Genomic DNA, 17,861 nt, shown 5'->3' with positions numbered 1-17,861 from the left:
ACCATTCAGGCGTTGCCCTCGGCGCGGGCGTTGCTCAAGGCTGCGGCATAGGCCGCTAGCGCGCTGGGCCAGAACTGCTCCAGATAGTCACGCGCGTCGCCCAGTCCGCGGGGGTCGAGGAAGTACAGCCGCCGATTACCGTCCGGGCGCATCATCACCAGTCGGGCCGCGCGCAGTACACGCAGATGCTGCGATGCTGCCGAGCTGGTTACGCCGACGAGTTTCGCGAGATCACCGACCGACATCGGCGCGGTCGGCAGTGCTTCGAAAATGGCCCGACGGGTCGGGTCAGCGAGCGCCTCGATGGCCAGAACTCCATTAGTCGGCACTGAAACAGTGTGGGCGACTTACCTCGGGTTGGTCAATTTCGCGCAATACGGGTTTCTCCAGGTAGATAACACAGTAACGCCATATCGTTACCTAGCCGTAACCAGCCAACTGGGCTTTCCCGAGCCTGTGGCGGTTGCCACAGGATTACGAAACCCCAATGCCGGTCCCGTACGTTCGATCCATGCCCGTGACCGTACCGTTACCTTATCGTCTCGGCTCGACCCGTTCACGCCGCAACCGCGCCGCAACCAGGGTGGTTGCCGCGGCGGCGGCCGTCAGCGCCTCGCTCGGCGTTTCGGCCGCCGTTGAGCCCGACGCACTGGCCGGAAAGACCGAGCTGTCGGCCGACCGAACCAGTGATGCCGTCGCCTTCACCGCATTCACCCCGCGCGAGGCCCAGATGCCACAGACCGTACCCGAGGCCGTGAGCTGGGAGCAGCACCGCATCGCCGCCGAGGCGGCCCGGCCGCGCACCGTTCGTCCCATCGCGGGCGTGCTGACCTCCAACTTCGGCATGCGCTGGGGTGCGCTGCACGCGGGTCTCGATTTCGCCGATCCGATCGGGACCCCGATCGGTGCGGTCACCGACGGCACCGTCATCGAGGCGGGTCCGGCCTCCGGCTTCGGCATGTGGGTTCGGGTGCAGCAGGATGACGGCACCATCGGCATCTACGGCCACGTGAACGATATTCTGGCCACCGTCGGTCAGCAGGTGCGCGCTGGCGATGTCATCGCCACCGTCGGCAACCGCGGCTTCTCCACCGGCCCGCACCTGCACTACGAAGTCCACCCGGGCGAGGGCACCCCGATCGATCCGATGCCCTGGCTCGGCGCGCGCGGTATCGCCGTCGGCTTGGCCGCAGAGTAAGCGCTCCCTATCCGATTCGGCCACCGGCGCATTCGCGATTCGATGAGGGGATGGCGAATGCATCCGGTGGTCGATTTCTAGTACCGCGGTATCACCCCCGAATGGCGCTGCAGCGTGACGTGGTCGTGCGTCGTCGATTCCTACCGTCGGCTCATGTCGACGATCGATAGTGTTTCCGCCCCTGGCGATTCCGCGCGCGACCATCGCCCCGCCGTCGGCGCGGACCTGCCGCGTGACCCTCGCCTGCATCGCCCGCTGCTGTGGATGGCGGCCGCGATGGCTGCGCTGGTCCTGTTCTCGGCCGGTGGCATGGCATTCGACGACCGGATGCTGCTCGATGAATCCGTATGGCTCAAACCGCTCGAGTTCGGGCTCGCATTCGTGCTCTACGGGATCACGCTGGCATGGCTGCTGTCGTTGCCGCACAAGGGAAGTCGGGTTACCTGGTGGATGGGGGCAGTCTTCGCGGTCACCGGATTCGTGGACGTCGGGTTCATCGTGGTGCAGGCCGCGCGCGGCACCTACAGCCATTTCAACAGCGAGACCGATGCGGTGAACTCGGTCGGTCAGATGGTGTTCGCGTCCGGTGTTCCCGGCTTGTTCTTCGCCAATCTCGTAATCGTGCTGATCCTTTCGTGGCAGCGTTTGGTGGACCGGCCGACCGCGCGGGCCGTTCACGCCGGACTCGGCCTCGCTGTCGTGGGGATGGCGCTCGGGTACCTGATGGGGTTCACCGGAAAACAGTTGGTGCGCGATACCAACGGCAATGTGGTCGAGTTGGTGGCCGGCCATACCGTGCTGGAGAACCCGTCATTGGACGCACGTGACGGTGTCGCAGGTATGCCGATCACGCATTGGAGCACCACCGGCGGCGATCTGCGGATCCCGCATTTCCTCGGACTGCACGCCATTCAGGTCTTGCTACTCGCGGTCGTCGTGCTGGCCTGGTTGGCGCCGCGTTATCCGTGGCTGCGGGCCGAACGCACGCGCGCCGCGCTGATCAGTGTCCTCGCATCGGGTTATACCGGCCTACTCGCGATCGTGTTTTGGCAGGCGATGCGAGCCCAATCGCTCGTGCATCCGGACGGTCCGACGCTGTTCGCCGCCGGTGTATTGATCTGGATGGTTGCTTTGCTGACTTTCGGCGTCTACTGGCGGGCCCGCGCCGCGGCGAATCACAGCCGCAACGCTCCGAGTGCCGTGCGAATGTTCGCCGCGGGGAGGCACACCCGCGGATAGTAGCAACAGCGCTCGCTGCGTTCCTGCTCCTATGGCCCTCAGGCGGCGACATCTCCAGTACGGTGGTCGAGCGCGCTGAGTGTGACCAGACCCGGAACACTCGTTCGGAAGAGCCGAGAAAGGTTGTTCAATGGCCCTGACGAATACCTTCGCCGTCATCCAGACTGTCGTACTGGCAGCATGGTTCGGCGCCATGGTCTATTCGATCGTCGTGGTGCAGCAGTTCCAACTGCGCGCCGCCGATCCGGATGAGTTCGAGGACATCGGCCAACTGATGGCCAGCGGCTCGCGGCGCAGGATTTTACGGCTGGCTGTACTGATCGCGATCTCCGGAACCGGCCTCGCCATCAGCCGCGCCACCGACACCCCCCGACCGAGCACCGAGTGGATCGTCTTGATGTGTATCAAGCTGGTGCTGTTCGTTATCGCGTGCGGTGCGTTCGCGTATCAGTCGTGGTGGGTGTGGCCGAAGCGGATCTTCGCGCTCCCCGCGGAGATGCCTGGCGTGCGGCGGACGTTTCTGATCACGTCGCTGGTGATGACGGTGACACTCGGCTTGATACTCGCCATCGACGTGATCGCGGCGACCGCGTAGGGTCAGGCGCCGCCCGCCATCGCGGACAGAATGGTCACCGACGAGCCGTCCCGCACCGCCGTCGCCAGCCCCTGCTCGGTCCGCACGTCGTTGTCGTCGACGTAGACGTTCACGAACCGGTGCAACTTGCCGTCGGTGACGATGCGGCCCTGCAGACTGTCGTACCTGGATTCCAGGTCGGCGATGATCGCGCCCACCGTCTCCCCCGACGCCTCGACTCGCTTCTCGCCGCCGGTGTGCCGTCGCAACACCGCTGGAATACTGACCGTGACCGTCATCGGAACGCATCCTTCCTGCACCATTCGCAGATTCGCCTCGGATAGTACGCGGGCCCGCAATAATTCGGCATGGACTGCACGGTCGGCATAGAGTCGAGAAAGTGGCGTCGACCGGAGAGGAGCCGCTCGTGATCGACGAGTACGACGTTGTGATCGTCGGCGGCAGCCTCGCCGGATGCGCGGCCGCAATCAACTTCGGACGCAGGGGCTTTCGCGTCGCCGTACTCGAGGCGCATCGTGACCCCGCCTTCTATAAACGATTGTGCACGCACCTCATCCAGCCGACCTCATTACCTGCGGTTCAGCGCCTAGGGCTCGATAGCCCCATCGAGGCCGCGGGCGGCGTTCGGATGCACACATCGTTCTGGACGCCGGTCGGCTGGGCGCACGAGCACAGCGTCGCTGATCTCGATCGGCACGGATACATTCTTCGTCGATCGGTGCTCGATCCACTCATCCGTGAAATGGCTTCCGCGACAGCTGGTGTGGATCTCGTGCTCGGCGCCAAGGTGCGAGCACTACACCGGACAGGCAGCCGGATCGACGGCGTGGTGGCACACGTCGATGGTGCTGAGCGGACGGTGCGCGGACGTATGGTAATCGGTGCCGACGGTGTGAATTCCCGGATCGCCGAGGCGGCGGCGCTTCCCGCGCGCTTGTCCCCCAACCGGCGGGCGAGCTATTTCGCGTACTTCCGGAACGTGCCGATCCCGGAGGGCAACTTCCGGGTCTGGTTAATGCCCCCGGATGCGCTCGGCCTGATCAACTCCGATGACGGACTTACGCTCGTCTCGATGTTGGTGGACAAACAGCGCGTCCCCGACCTGTTGGAGGGCAAGGAGGACTATTTTCGGCGCCGCTTCGCCGAACTTCCCGATCCACCGGATCTGTCTCGGGCAGAACGGGTTTCCGACATCATCGGAACGAAAGACCGGCCGAATGTGACGCGGTTGCGGATCGTTCGCCCCGGCTTGGCGCTCCTCGGCGACGCCGCGCTCTCCGCGGATCCGCTGCGCGGGGTCGGCTGCGGCTGGGCGATCGAGAGCGCCGAGTGGTTGGCCGAGACCACCGCCGACGCATTGGCCACCGGTGATCCGGACCGTCTGGATTCGGCATTGCGGCGGTATCAGCGCACGCACCGACGCCAGTTGTGGCCGCAGCAACTGGTGTTCAACCGCAATAGCCGCCAGGCGGCGCCACCACCACCGGTGCGGAAGCTGCTGGCGACCGCGGCCGCGGATCCCTATGTGGCCGAGCGGTTCTGGCCCGTCATCCAGCGAACCGCGTCCGCCAAGACATTGCTGTCGCGGCGGGTGCTCGCGTCGGTGCGCCGCGTCGGGGGCGGCCGACTCGATGGCTGGCGCATCCCCGAGCCCATCGCGTCATCGCGTCCCGAACTCTTCATCGACCAGGTCGAATAGTTCGTCGTCGGTGACGGAGTCCAGTTCGGACCGCGATTGGTCGGTCTGAGGCGCGCGCATCCCGCTTTCGAGGCGAGTCAGCGTGCGGCGGACCGACTCTCGTTCCGTCTCGTCCGACAGGGATTCGAGCAGTGCTTCGATCTGCTGGAGCGCGCCGCTGATCTGGGTCATCGGCGACGGCGCCGACCGGGGCACCAGGTTGGCCGAAATGTACTGCGCCACTGCCTTCGGCGTGGGGTAGTCGAAGACGAGTGTGGACGGCAGGCGCAACCCGGTGGCCTGCGCGAGCCGGTTGCGCAGTTCGACGGCGGCGAGCGAGTCCAATCCGAGTCCGGTGAATGTTGTTGCCGGATCCACCCGGTTCGTACCGGCGACGATCGCAACATGTTCACCGACCACCGCCAGCACGGCGGCCGCACGCGCGGCGTCGGCCAAGCCCGCCACACGCGCTGCGAGTCCCGAACCGAGTTGCGGCGCTCGGGCTGTCAAGCTTCGGAGCATCTCGTGGCTCGATCCGGCCCGCAGCGCGGCCGGATTGATACGTGCTGCCACCAGTGCTGGTTGCTGCGCCGTCAGTGCGGTGTCGAATAGTGCGAGGGCAGCGTCGGTGTCGAGTGGGGTGATGCCGAGGCGCTGCCAACGCGCGTGATCTGCCGGAGACAGGCGAGCAGCCATACCCGCATCCGCCCACGGCCCCCACGCCAACGACAACGCGGGCAATCCCGCCGCATGCCGCTCCCGCGCCAACGCATCCAACTCCGCATTCGCCGCCGCGTAGTTGGCCTGCCCCGGCGTGCCGAGAGTCCCCGCGATCGAGGAAAACAACACGAACACCGACAAATTCAATCCGCGGGTCAGCTCGTCGAGAATCCTGGCACCATCAACCTTCGGTGCCCACACCCGCTCGAACCGCTCAACCGTCAACGATGCGACAGTCGCGTCATCGAGCACACCAGCAGCATGGATCACCGCCGTCACCGGCGGCTCCATACCAGCCAAAACCGCCGCCACCGCATCCCGATCAGTCACATCACAGACCACCACACGACCAACACCACCGACACCGACACCGACACCGACACCGACACCGACACCATCGACATCGACATCGACATCGACATCGACATCGACATCGACATCGCTACCACCACTACGACTCAGCAACACCAAATGCCGCACACCATGTGAGCGCACCAGATGCCGCGCCAACACCGCACCCACACCACCAGTACCACCGGTAATCAACACCGTGCCCCCACCCCAACCCGGCATCTCTCGTGTCGCTGCGGGCACACGCTGCAACTGTGGCACCGACGCCGCACCATGACGCCACTGCACCTGTGAATACCCGGACGCCACAATCGCATCCCAATCCGTACCCTCCGGATCATCGGTATCCACCAAAACAATCCGACCCGGAAACTCCGCCTGCACCGACCGCACCAAACCCCACACACCCCCGACACCGTCCCGCGTCCACACCACCAGAGACGCATCCGAGTCTCCCGCAACGAACTCGCGCACCTCACCCAACACCGCAATAACACCTGTACCGCCATCCAGCCGCCGCACCGGCGACGAGACCACCCCCGGCGGCAGATCCACACCGACCCAACCCAACTCGAACAGCGCGTCGTTGCGGGTGATACGGCGGCCGGTGAGCTGTGACGCGTCGACGGGGCGATAGACGAGTTTGTCGATCGACAGCACCGGAGCACCGAATTCGTCGACCGCAGTGATGGTCCATGCGGACTCGCCGGCCGCGGCGGCCCGTACCCGCAGCGCGGTCACTGCGCTGCGATAGCGGCGGACCCCGCTCCAGCTGAACAACATTCGGCCACTGCCGGTGCCGTCGATCGAGACCATCGCACCGCCGTGCAGTACGGCGTCGAAGAGGCCCGGATGCAGTCCGTATGCGGTGGCGTCGCTGTGTGTCCCGGGGTCGAGGGCGACCTCGACGTACAGGTCGCCATCCCGGAGCCATGCCGCTTGCACACATAGGAAGGTGGTGCCGTAGTCGAACCCGACTTGGGCTAATCGAGCATAGATCTCGTCTACGCCGATCGGTTGCGCGCCAGGCGGCGGCCAAGTGGTGAGGGCGCCGAACGCGGCAAGATCGGAATCGCGGGCGGGAGCGATCGAACCAGCGGCGTGGCGCGTCCAGTCGGCATCGCCGGCCTCGGGCCGAGAGTACACCGCGATCGGGCGTGCACCGGATTCCGCTGCGGCACCGACGGTAACCTGGATTTGCACCGCCTCACCAGCTTCGAAGGTCAGCGGCACCTCGAGCGTGAGCTCGTCCAGGTATTCGCACTCGACCTGTTCGCCAGCGCGCAGCACCATTTCCACGAACGCTGTTCCGGGCACGACTACTGTGTCGAGCAATACGTGATCGGCAATCCACGGATGGGTTTGTACAGACATCCGTCCGCCGAATATCTGCTCGGCCGTTCCCGCAACCACCAACGCGCTGGTGAGGATCGGGTGGTTGAGCGGATTGGCGGCTGCGGCGGGTTGTGGGTCGAGCCAGTAGCGTTGATGTTCGAACGGATAGCCGGGCAGATCGACCCGTTTCCCACCCTGACCAGCGAAGAACCGCGACCAATCCACATCGACACCCCCACAATGCGCGTCAGCAACAGCACGCACAAGAGTCTCGACCTGACCACGCCCACGACGCTGAACCGCGACCACCGCCTCCGCATCAATCAACCCCGCCAACACCGCATCCGGCCCCACCTCGACAAACCGAGTACCACCCACCCGCCGGACCGCGGCGACACCGTCAGCGAACCGCACCGGCTCACGCACCTGGCGCACCCAATAGCCCGGATTCGCCAACAACTCCGACTCCAGCCGACCCGTTACGTTCGACGCAATCGGGATAAGGGGCCGCTGCCACACGAGCCCCGCACACACTGCGGCGAATTCATCGAGCATGGGGTCCATCAACACCGAGTGGAAGGCGTGACTGACCGTCAGACGGCGGGTACGCCGGTCTGCCCAGCGTGCCTCGAGTTCGGCAATGCCCGCCTCCGGACCCGAGACCACCACCGCCCCTGGCGCATTGATCGCCGCGACCGAAACCCCCTCCGGCAAGTCACCGAGCACACCGACCACGCCGCTCTCGACCACCACGCCGACTTTGCCGACCACAGCGCTCTCATCGACCTTCCCTACCTCACCGGCCCTCCCAACCTCACCGGCCTTACCTGCCCTCCCGACCTCACCGACCTCACCGACCTGACCGGCCTTACTGACCTCACCGGCCCCACCGGCCCCACCGATCGCGTCGACTTCGCCGATCGCGCCGACCTCACCGATCTGGATTGCCAGCATCGCACCACCAGCCGGGAGTGCCGCCATCAAACGCCCACGAGCAGACACCAAACGCACCGCATCCGCGAGCGACAACACCCCCGCCACGTGTGCGGCGGTGATCTCACCAACCGAATGCCCGATTACTAAATCCGGTGTCACACCCCAGGATTCGAGCAGACGCACCAGTGCGACCTCGATCGCGAACACACCCAACTGCGTATTATCCGTACGATCCAGGTCTGTTTCCGGCGCGAAAAGCCATGCCGGATCGCAAATCTCACGCACCGCCTCGGCGAACACCGGGAATGTGTCAAACAGTTCGCGACCCATTCCCGTGTACTGCGCACCCTGCCCCGAGAACACGAACACTGTCTTCCCATCCACCACCCACCGCGCGACAACGTCATCGACACCGGTATCGGAGTCGGAGTTGGAAACCAAGACCGCTGCGCGCCAATTCAAGTGCGCCCGCGCGGTCGCCAGCTCGAACCCCACATCGACAGCCGACGCCCCCACCGCGCGCACCCGCTCCAACAATGTGCGCGCCGCCGCCTCGGACTTACCCGACACCAACCACGGCACCACCGGCAACGGATTCCCCCCGACATCAGGTGAATCCGGCGCCTCCTCCACGATGAGATGCGCATTCGTCCCACTGATCCCGAACGACGACACCCCAGCCCGCCGCCGCCCCCTCCGCCTCCACGGGCGCGATTCCATCAGTAGTTCGACTCGGCCTGAAGTCCAATCGACATGCGGGCTCGGCGCATCCACATGCAACGTCGCAGGCATCACCCCACGCCGCATCGCCTCCACCACCTTGATCACACCAGCTACACCCGCGGCGCCGACCGTATGGCCGATATTGGACTTGATCGACCCCAACCACACCGGCTCACTCCGACCCTGCCCATAGGTCGCCAACAACGCCTGCGCCTCGATCGGATCACCCAACCGCGTACCAGTCCCATGCCCTTCGACCACATCGACATCGGCCGCGGTCAAACCGGCGTTCGCCAATGCCGCCCGAATCACCCGCTCCTGCGACGGACCATTCGGCGCCGTCAAACCATTCGACGCACCATCCTGATTCACCGCACTCCCACGAACCACCCCAAGAATCCGATGACCCCTAGCCCGAGCATCCGAAAGACGCTCCAACACAACCAAACCCGCCCCCTCGGCAAACCCCACACCGTCGGCCGTCGCGCTGAACGACTTGCTTCGACCATCCGGTGACAATCCCCGCTGCCGCGCGAAATCCACGAATAGATACGGCGACCCCCATACCGATACGCCACCGGCCAGTGCCATGGAGCAGTCGCCGGCGCGCAGAGCTTGGCAGGCGAGGTGTAGGGCCACGAGCGACGACGAGCACGCCGTATCCACCGTCACCGCGGGACCTTCGAAGCCGAAGATGTAGGCGAGCCGTCCGGACAGGACGCTCTGGGTGGTACCGGTGAGCCGGAAGCCCTCGAAGTCGCCGGATATGCGTGCGTGGTAGTCAGAGATGCTTGATCCGGCGAAAACTCCGACGTCCGTGCCGCGCAGAGCTTTCGGGTCGAGTCCGGCGTCCTGCATCGCATCCCAGGCGACTTCGAGCAGGACCCGCTGCTGCGGATCCATCGCCGCCGCCTCACCCGGACCGATCCCGAAGAAACCCGCATCGAATCCAGCGGCATCGTCGAGGAACGCGCTTTCACGAATGTAGACGGTGCCCGCCACGTCCGGGTCCGGGTCGTAGAGTCGTTCGAGGTCCCAGCCTCGGTCGGTCGGGAATCCGGACACCGCGTCGACGCCCCGGAATACGATGTCCCACAAGTCGTCCCGCGACCCTACAGCGCCCGGGAAGCGGCATCCGATGCCGACAATCGCGAGCGGCTCGTCGGCGCGGATCTCTTTCGGTCGTTCGACGGGTGCGGTGCGGGCCGTGCCCTTTCGCACATTCCCGAGTACGTACCGGGCCAGCGCCGTCGGCGTCGGGTAGTCGAAGACGACGGTCGAGGGCAGCCGCACGCCGGTCTCCTCGGTGAGCCGGTTGCGCAGTTCGACCGCGCCGAGGGAGTCCAGCCCGAGTTCGGCGAAGCTGCTCGAGGGGTCGATTCTGGCGCGCTTGTTGGTGACCACACCGACGTGCCCACAGACCAGATCGACGATCGCGGCTTCGCGTTCGGCCTCGTCGAGCCCGGTCAGCCGCGCACGCGTACCGGAGCCACGCTCAGTGCGCGGCACCAAGCCGCTGAACACCTCGTGCTGTGCACGGTGCGGGCTGATTTGCGCGGCGATCAGCGCTGGTCTGTCCGTCGCCAGTGCGGTGTCGAATAGTGCGAGGGCAGCGTCGGTGTCCAATGGGGTGATACCGAGGCGCTGCCAACGCGCGTGATCCGCCGGAGACAGGCGAGCAGCCATACCGGCCTGAGCCCACGGCCCCCACGCGAGTGACACCGCGGGCAATCCCGCCGCATGCCGCTCCCGCGCCAACGCATCCAACTCCGCATTCGCCGCCGCGTAGTTGGCTTGTCCAGGTGTGCCGAAGGTTCCGGCGATCGAGGAGAACAACACAAATGTCGACAGGTTCAACCCACGGGTCAACTCGTCGAGAATCCTGGCACCATCAACCTTCGGTGCCCACACCCGCTCGAACCGCTCAACCGTCAACGATGCGACAGTCGCGTCATCGAGCACACCAGCAGCATGGATCACCGCCGTCACCGGCGGCTCCATACCAGCCAAAACCGCCGCCACCGCATCCCGATCAGTCACATCACAGACCACCACACGACCAACACCACCGACACCGACACCATCGACATCGACATCGACATCGACATCGCTACCACCACTACGACTCAGCAACACCAAATGCCGCACACCATGTGAGCGCACCAGATGCCGCGCCAACACCGCACCCACACCACCAGTACCACCGGTAATCAACACCGTGCCCCCACCCCAACCCGGCATCTCTCGCGAGGGAACCGGCACCCGCGCCAGCCGCGGCACCGACGCACCACCATTACGCCACTGCACCTGTGAATACCCGGACGCGACAATCGCATCCCAATCCGTACTCTCGGGATCGTCGGTGTCGACCAACACGATCCGGCCCGGAAACTCCGCCTGCACCGACCGCACCAAACCCCACACACCCCCGATACGGTTTCGGGTCCACACCAGCAAAGGCGACTCCGACTCCCCCGCGACAAACTCCCGGACCTCGTCCAACACCGCACCAACACCCGCACTACCATCCAACCGCCGCACCACAGCCGAGCTCGACCGAGTCGGCAACTCCACACCGACCCAACCCAACTCGAACAATGGAGTACGTGCGCGGGAATCGACATCGAAGGTGCGGAAGATGATTTCGTCGATCGATAGCACCGGCCGACCCGAATCATCGACCGCGGCGATCGAGAAGCCTTCCGAGCCCGTCGGCGTCGAGCGAACTCGCAGCCGGGTCGCCCCGGTGGCGTAACAGCGGACGCCTGACCAGCTGAATAGCAGTCGGCCCTTACCCGGCGGCAGATCCTCGGCGAGTGCGTACTGTGCGAATCCCGCGTGCAACGCGAGGTCGAAAAGGGCTGGGTGGATACCGTAACCGCTGGCGTCACCGTGGAATTCGTCGGCGAGCGCCACTTCAGAGAAGATCTCGCCATCACGGCGCCAGGCCTTCTCGATACCGAGGAACGCCGGTCCGTAATCGAGGCCCGAGGCGTCGCTGATCCGTTGGACGATCCATTCCGGCGCGACGGTCTCGGAGTCGGTGGGGGGCCAGTGGGGTTCGCTGATAAGGCGCTGGAGTAGGTGATCATTGTCCGGGGCCGGGGTGGCTCCTGAGTAGGTTCCGCTGGCCGAGCGTATCCATTCGTCGTGGTCGGTGAGCCTGAACGCGACGCTGAACGAGCGCCGACCGGTCTCGTCGGGTGCGTCGGCCAGCAGTTGCAGTTCGATAGCGCCGGTGTCGGGCGGCAGAATGGGCGCCTCGTGAGTCAGCTCTTCGATTACGCCGCAGCCGATCTCGCTGGCGGCACGGGTGAGGAGTTCGACCGTCGCGGTCCCGGGCAGCACCGGGGTGCCCAAGGAGATGTGGTCGCCGACCCATCGGTGCGTCGACAGCGCGAAACGGCCGGTGAACAGCCATTCGTCTGCTCGTGCAAGCGAAACGGCGGCCGTGAGGATCGGGTGGTCGAACGCGCTGTCGGCGGATTGTGGGGCCAACCAGTAACGTTGATGCTCGAACGGATAGCCGGGCAGATCGACCCGTTTCCCACCCTGACCAGCGAAGAACCGCGACCAATCCACATCGACACCCACACAATGCGCGTCAGCAACAGCACGCACAAGAGTCTCGACCTGACCACGCCCACGACGCTGAACCGCGACCACTGCCTCCGCATCAATCAACCCCGCTAGCACCGCATCCGGCCCTACCTCGAGGAACCGGGTGCCACCGGCCTGCCGGAGCGCGGCGATGCCGTCAGCAAACCGCACCGGTTCGCGCACCTGGCGCACCCAATAGCCCGGATCCGCCAACAGGTCCGACTCCAGCCGACCCGTTACGTTCGACGCAATCGGGATACGGGGCCGCTGCCACACGAGCCCCGCACACACCACAGCGAATTCATCGAGCATCGGCTCCATCAACACCGAGTGGAAGGCGTGACTGACCGTCAAACGGCGGGTGCGCCGGTCCGCCCAGCGCGCCTCGAGTTCGGCAATACCCGCCTCCGGCCCCGACACCACCACCGACCCCGGCGCATTGACCGCCGCAACCGAAACCCCATCCGGCAAGTCACCAACCGCGCCAACCTCACCGATCCCCCCAAACTCACCGACCTTCCCCACCTCACCAGCCATCCCTACCTCACCGACCCTCCCAACCTCACCGGCCTTCCCTATCTCACGGGCCTCACTGGCCCTCCCGACCTCACCGGCCTTACCCAGCTCACCGGGCCTACCGATCGCGTCGGCACTACCGATCTGGACTGCCAGCATCGCCCCACCAGCCGGCAACGCCGCCATCAAACGCCCACGAGCAGACACCAAACGCACCGCATCCTCGAGCGACAACACACCCGCCACATACGCAGCGGTGATCTCACCAACCGAATGCCCAACCACCAAATCCGGCACCACACCCCACGACTCGAGCAGACGCACCAGTGCAACCTCGACCGCAAAAACACCCAACTGCGTATTATCCGTACGATCCAAATCAGTGCCGGACGCGAAAAGCCATGCCGGATCACAAATCTCACGCACCGCCTCCGCAAACACCGGAAATGTATCGAACAGTTCGCGACCCATCCCCGTGTACTGCGCACCCTGGCCGGGGAAAACGAATACCGTCTTACCCGGGACCACCTGTCGCGCGACCACGTGATCGCTATCGACATCGGAGTCGGAAACCAATATCGCTGCGCGCCAATCCAGATGCGCCCGCGCAGTCGCCAGCTCGAACCCAACGTCGACAGCCGACGCTTCCACTGCGCGTACCCGCTCCAACATCGTCCGGACCGCCGCCTCGGATTTACCGGACACCACCCACGGCACCACCGGCAACGGATCCACCGCCACTTCAGGGGTATGCGATGCCGGTGCTTCCTCCACGATCAGATGCGCATTCGTCCCACTGATCCCAAACGACGACACCCCAGCACGCCGCGGCCGACCCACCGATGTCCACAACCGCGATTCAGTCAACAACCGCACATCCCCCACCGACCAATCCACATGCGACGACGGCACATCCACATGCAACGTCGCAGGCATCACCCCACGCCGCATCGCCTCCACCACCTTGATCACCCCCGCCACACCAGCAGCCGCCTGAGTGTGCCCCATATTCGACTTGATCGACCCCAACCACACCGGCTCACTCCGACCCTGACCATACGTCGCCAACAACGCCTGCGCCTCAATCGGATCACCCAACCGCGTACCAGTCCCATGCCCTTCAACCAGATCCACATCAACAGCCGTCAAACCCGCACTCGCCAACGCCGCCCGAACCACCCGCTCCTGCGACGGACCATTCGGCGCCGTCAAACCATTCGACGCACCATCCTGATTCACCGCACTCCCACGAACCACCCCAAGAATCCGATGACCCCTAGCCCGAGCATCCGACAAACGCTCCAACACAAGAAGGCTCGCCCCTTCCGACCAACCGACACCGTCGGCGGCCGCACTGAACGATTTGCACCGGCCGTCCGGTGCCAGACCGCGCTGCCGCGCGAACTCGACGAACAGGAACGGCGATGCGAGAACCGACACTCCGCCCGCCAAGGCGACCGAGCATTCCCCCGCACGAACGGCGGCGCACGCCAGATGCAATGCCACCAGTGACGACGAACACGCCGTATCCACCGTGACCGCGGGACCTTCGAACCCGAAGACATAGGCCGCTCGACCGGAGATCACACTCTGATGGCGGCCGGTGAGTCGGAGCCCTTCCGCGGCGGCCGAGTTCCCCTGGTAGTCCGAGTCGCTTGCGCCGACGAACACACCGACCTCGGTGCCACGCAAGGCATTCGGGTCGAGTCCGGCGTCCTGCATCGCATCCCAGGCGACTTCGAGCAGCACCCGCTGCTGCGGATCCATCGCCGCCGCCTCACCCGGACCGATCCCGAAGAAACCCGCATCGAATCCAGCGACATCATCGAGGAATCCGCCACCCGACGAGTACACCGTTCCGGGCTTGTCTGTATCGGGGTCCAATAACCGATCGAGCTCCCACCCGCGATCGGTCGGCCATCCCGACACCACGTCGACGCCACCGGCAACCATGTTCCACAGCGCATCCCGCGAGGACACTCCGCCCGGGAATCGACAGCCGACACCGACGATCGCGACGGGCTCGTCGGAGCGGGTGGTGACAGGTGCGTCGGGCGTGCGCGGCGCGACGCCGGTGATGCGATCCCGCACGAATGCGGTGACCGCGGTTGGCGTTGGGTGGTCGTAGATCAAAGTGGCTGGGAGTGCCACCTGAGTTACCCGGACAAGTCTGCTGTGGAGTTCGATCGCGCCCGCCGAGTCGAGCCCGAGATCCTTGAATGAGCGGCGGGGATCGAGGTCGCCGCCCGAGGGGTAGCCGAGGACGGCGGCGGTCTGTTCGGCGACGATGGCACCGATGTCGGTATCGCGCTCGGTGCGCTCCCTGATCGGTGTGTCCGGCACGGGGGTCGCGAAGTCCGTGAAGGCCGTGTCCCCGGTCGGAGTGTCGAGCCAGTGGCGGCGGCGCTGGAATGCGTAGGTCGGGAGGTCGGTGCGGTGCGCATGATATGGACGCCACCACGTCTGCCAATCCACCGGTAGCCCGTTGGTATGCGCGGCGGCGAAGGCGGCGGTCAGCCGGTCGGTGCCGCCGTCTCCGCGCCGCAGCGTGTCGATGATCGCCGCGGGCGTGTCCGCGGCGAGCTGCCGCATCGCCATGACGAGTCCCGGATTCGGGGATACCTCGATAAGCGTTCCAGCACCCGAATTCAGCACGGCGGCAATCGCTTCGGCGAAGCGAACTGGCTCGCGCAGGCCCCGATACCAGTAGTCGCCGTCCAGCATCGTGGTGTCGATCGCCGCGCCGGTAATCGTCGATACCATCGCCACACGACCAGACTGCGGCGTGATGCCCGCGAGGTCCGTGTGGATGCGCTCGCGCAGTGCCGCCACCTGGGGTGAATGTGACGCATAGTCCACCGGGATCCGGCGTGCCCAGATGCCATCGCGCTCGCATTCGTCGACGAGAGTCCGGACCCGTTCCGCGTCACCCGATACCACGACCGACCCGGGCGCATTCACCGCCGCGACAACGACGTCATCCGGCAGTAGTCGCCGGATCTCGTTCTCGCCCAATGCGATCGCGGCCATCGCACCGCGGCCCGCCAATTGCTGCGCGATGGCTCGGGAACGGAGCACGATGACGCGCGCGGCGTCGGCGACGGTCAGTCCACCGGCAACCGTTACCGCGGCGATCTCACCCTGCGAATGCCCGACCACGATGTCCGGCGTGACGCCGAACTCATGCCAAGTGGCCGCCAGCGACACCATGACCGCCCACAACGCGGGCTGCACCACGTCGACACGGGCCAGCAGCGCCTCGTCGCCGAGTGCCGCGCGCAACGACCAGTCCACACCTTCCACGGCAGCCAGCGCTGCGGCGCATTCGTCCATCGCGGCACCGAATCCGCCGACCGTGGCCCATAATTCGAGCCCCATCCCGACCCATTGGGCACCCTGCCCCGGGAATACGAAGACCGTCGGTCCCGGCACAGCCCGCCCGTAGACCGGGCCGGGCATACCGGCGGCCACCGCATCCAGTCCACTCAGGAGCGCGGCGCGATCGGCCGCGAGTACGGCGGCCCGCTCGGGTAGCGCGGTCCGTGTGGTCACCAGGGAGTATCCGATATCGGCGAGATCCACCGCGGGATTCGCTTCCAGCCAGGCCCGTAGCCGGCGCGCTTGTCCGGCCAAACCTGCGGCCCCGACCGCAGACAGCACGAACGGCATTGTGCCGCCGGAGATTTCGCTGCTCGACTGGGCGGCCGATGGGGGTGCCTCCGCCAGGATCAGGTGGACATTCGAACCACCCATGCCGAACGACGACACACCCGCGCGGCGCATGCGCGGGCCGCGCGGCCACGGTTCGGCCGCATCGACAACGCGAATACCGAGCTCCGCCAATGGAATCCGTGGGTTCGGCGTAGCGTAGTTGAGACTCGGTGCGAGCGTGCCACGATCGAGACACAGCGCGGCTTTCACCAGGCCCGCGATGCCCGCGGCACCCTCGAGATGGCCGATATTGGTTTTGATCGACCCCACCCGCAAGGCATCGGCGCGGTGTTTGCCGTAACCGGCGCCGAGGGCGGCGGCCTCGATCGGATCGCCGACCGGTGTGCCGGTCCCGTGCAGTTCGACGTAGTCGATGTCGGCGGGATCGAGTGCGGACCGTGTGAGTGCCCGCCGGATGACATCGGCTTGGGCGTCGCTGCTCGGTGAGGTCAGCCCGTGTTCTCCGGTGCCGGTGTTGATCGCACTGCCCTCGACGACCGCGTAGATCCGCCGGCCGTTGGCGAGTGCGTCGGACAGACGCTCGAGGACGACGATCGCGCCGCCCTCGCCACGCACGTGACCGTTGGCGCGGGCATCGAAGGCGTAGCAGCGGCCATCGGGCGATAGCGCGCCGAATTCGGCCGCCATCGCGTTGCCGAACGGCGAGAGTATGAGATTGACGCCGCCGGCGAGTGCGAGCTGCGATTCACCATTGCCCAGGCTTTCACAGGCCAGATGCACGGCGGTGAGCGACGAAGACTGCCCGGTGTCGACGGCGAGACTGGGCGCGCTGAGGCCGAGGGTCCGGGAGATCCGATTCGCGATGATCGAACGGCCCAGCCCCGCGAACGTATGCCGGGTGACAGCCTCGGGTCCGCGCCGAGCGACGAGGTCGGCGTAGTCGCCGCCCATCACGCCGATGTAGACGGCGGTACCGACGGGCGCGGTGTCCGGTGCAATGCGGGCGTCTTCCAGTGCCTCCCAAGCCAATTCGAGGGCCAGGCGCTGCTGCGGGTCGATCGCGTCCGCTTCCTTCGGTGAGATGCCGAAGAACGCGTGATCGAACTGGTCCGCACCGTCGACGAAGCCGCCGCGGGCAATGCCCGCGGGGCGGTCCGCGGGGACCTCGCCGATCGTCTCGCGGCCGTCGCGCAATACCGACCACAGCTCGTCCGGGCCGTATGCGCCGGGAAACCGACAGGCAATACCGACGATGGCAATGCCGGTGCGGGACTCGACCATCGAGTTCGACCTCCGTT

The 17,861-nt window shown here is 65.8% G+C and carries 6 protein-coding genes and 1 pseudogene; 4 read left to right on the top strand and 3 right to left on the bottom strand.

Going from position 1 to position 17,861, the window contains the following annotated elements:
- Positions 1-5: 5 nt before the first annotated feature.
- A complete protein-coding gene (locus ACIBG0_RS34125) occupies positions 6-329 on the bottom strand; it encodes an ArsR/SmtB family transcription factor (protein WP_397038328.1) in 324 nt (107 codons plus the stop codon).
- Between the two features lie 182 nt (positions 330-511).
- On the opposite strand from ACIBG0_RS34125, the gene ACIBG0_RS34120 reads away from it, so the two are divergent.
- The 3 genes from ACIBG0_RS34120 (at position 512) to ACIBG0_RS34110 (ending at position 3,032) form a co-directional block, all read left to right on the top strand.
- Positions 512-1,198 carry a M23 family metallopeptidase gene (locus ACIBG0_RS34120; RefSeq protein ID WP_397038326.1) on the top strand — a complete coding sequence of 229 codons (687 nt, stop codon included), beginning with the start codon at positions 512-514 and terminating at the stop codon, positions 1,196-1,198.
- A 153-nt stretch (positions 1,199-1,351) separates the two neighbouring features.
- Positions 1,352-2,437 carry a hypothetical protein gene (locus tag ACIBG0_RS34115; protein ID WP_397038324.1) on the top strand — a complete coding sequence of 362 codons (1,086 nt, stop codon included), beginning with the start codon at positions 1,352-1,354 and terminating at the stop codon, positions 2,435-2,437.
- 130 nt (positions 2,438-2,567) lie between these two features.
- Positions 2,568-3,032: a hypothetical protein gene (locus tag ACIBG0_RS34110; protein ID WP_397038322.1), complete on the top strand. Its 465-nt coding sequence runs from the start codon at positions 2,568-2,570 to the stop codon at positions 3,030-3,032.
- Positions 3,033-3,034: 2 nt separating this feature from the next.
- Here the strand turns inward: ACIBG0_RS34110 and ACIBG0_RS34105 are convergent, their stop codons facing one another.
- On the bottom strand, positions 3,035-3,310 hold the full coding sequence (locus tag ACIBG0_RS34105) for a MoaD/ThiS family protein (RefSeq protein ID WP_397038320.1): 276 nt from the start codon (positions 3,308-3,310) through the stop codon (positions 3,035-3,037).
- Between the two features lie 101 nt (positions 3,311-3,411).
- Between ACIBG0_RS34105 and ACIBG0_RS34100 the strand changes: the two genes are divergently transcribed.
- Positions 3,412-4,731 carry an NAD(P)/FAD-dependent oxidoreductase gene (locus ACIBG0_RS34100; protein WP_397038318.1) on the top strand — a complete coding sequence of 440 codons (1,320 nt, stop codon included), beginning with the start codon at positions 3,412-3,414 and terminating at the stop codon, positions 4,729-4,731.
- Here the strand turns inward: ACIBG0_RS34100 and ACIBG0_RS34095 are convergent.
- Positions 4,693-17,811 (bottom strand): annotated as a pseudogene (locus ACIBG0_RS34095) (SDR family NAD(P)-dependent oxidoreductase); the annotation flags it as partial. The gene ACIBG0_RS34100 and the pseudogene ACIBG0_RS34095 sit on opposite strands and share 39 nt — an antisense overlap.
- Between the last annotated feature and the right edge of the window lie 50 nt (positions 17,812-17,861).

Source organism: Nocardia sp. NPDC050630, assembly GCF_044457245.1.
In the GTDB taxonomy this organism is placed as follows: Bacteria; Actinomycetota; Actinomycetes; order Mycobacteriales; family Mycobacteriaceae; genus Nocardia.
The sequence above is the reverse complement of the archived record's forward strand: the minus strand, read 5'-3'. Positions and strand labels throughout refer to the sequence as shown.

What these genes read in the sequence shown, in the direction of transcription:
- ACIBG0_RS34115 (WP_397038324.1), top strand. Translation starts at nt 1,352, where the DNA reads ATGTCGACGATCGATAGTGTTTCCGCCCCTGGCGATTCCGCGCGCGAC.
- ACIBG0_RS34110 (WP_397038322.1), top strand. Translation starts at nt 2,568, where the DNA reads ATGGCCCTGACGAATACCTTCGCCGTCATCCAGACTGTCGTACTGGCA.
- ACIBG0_RS34105 (WP_397038320.1), bottom strand. Translation starts at nt 3,310, where the DNA reads ATGACGGTCACGGTCAGTATTCCAGCGGTGTTGCGACGGCACACCGGC.
- ACIBG0_RS34120 (WP_397038326.1), top strand. Translation starts at nt 512, where the DNA reads ATGCCCGTGACCGTACCGTTACCTTATCGTCTCGGCTCGACCCGTTCA.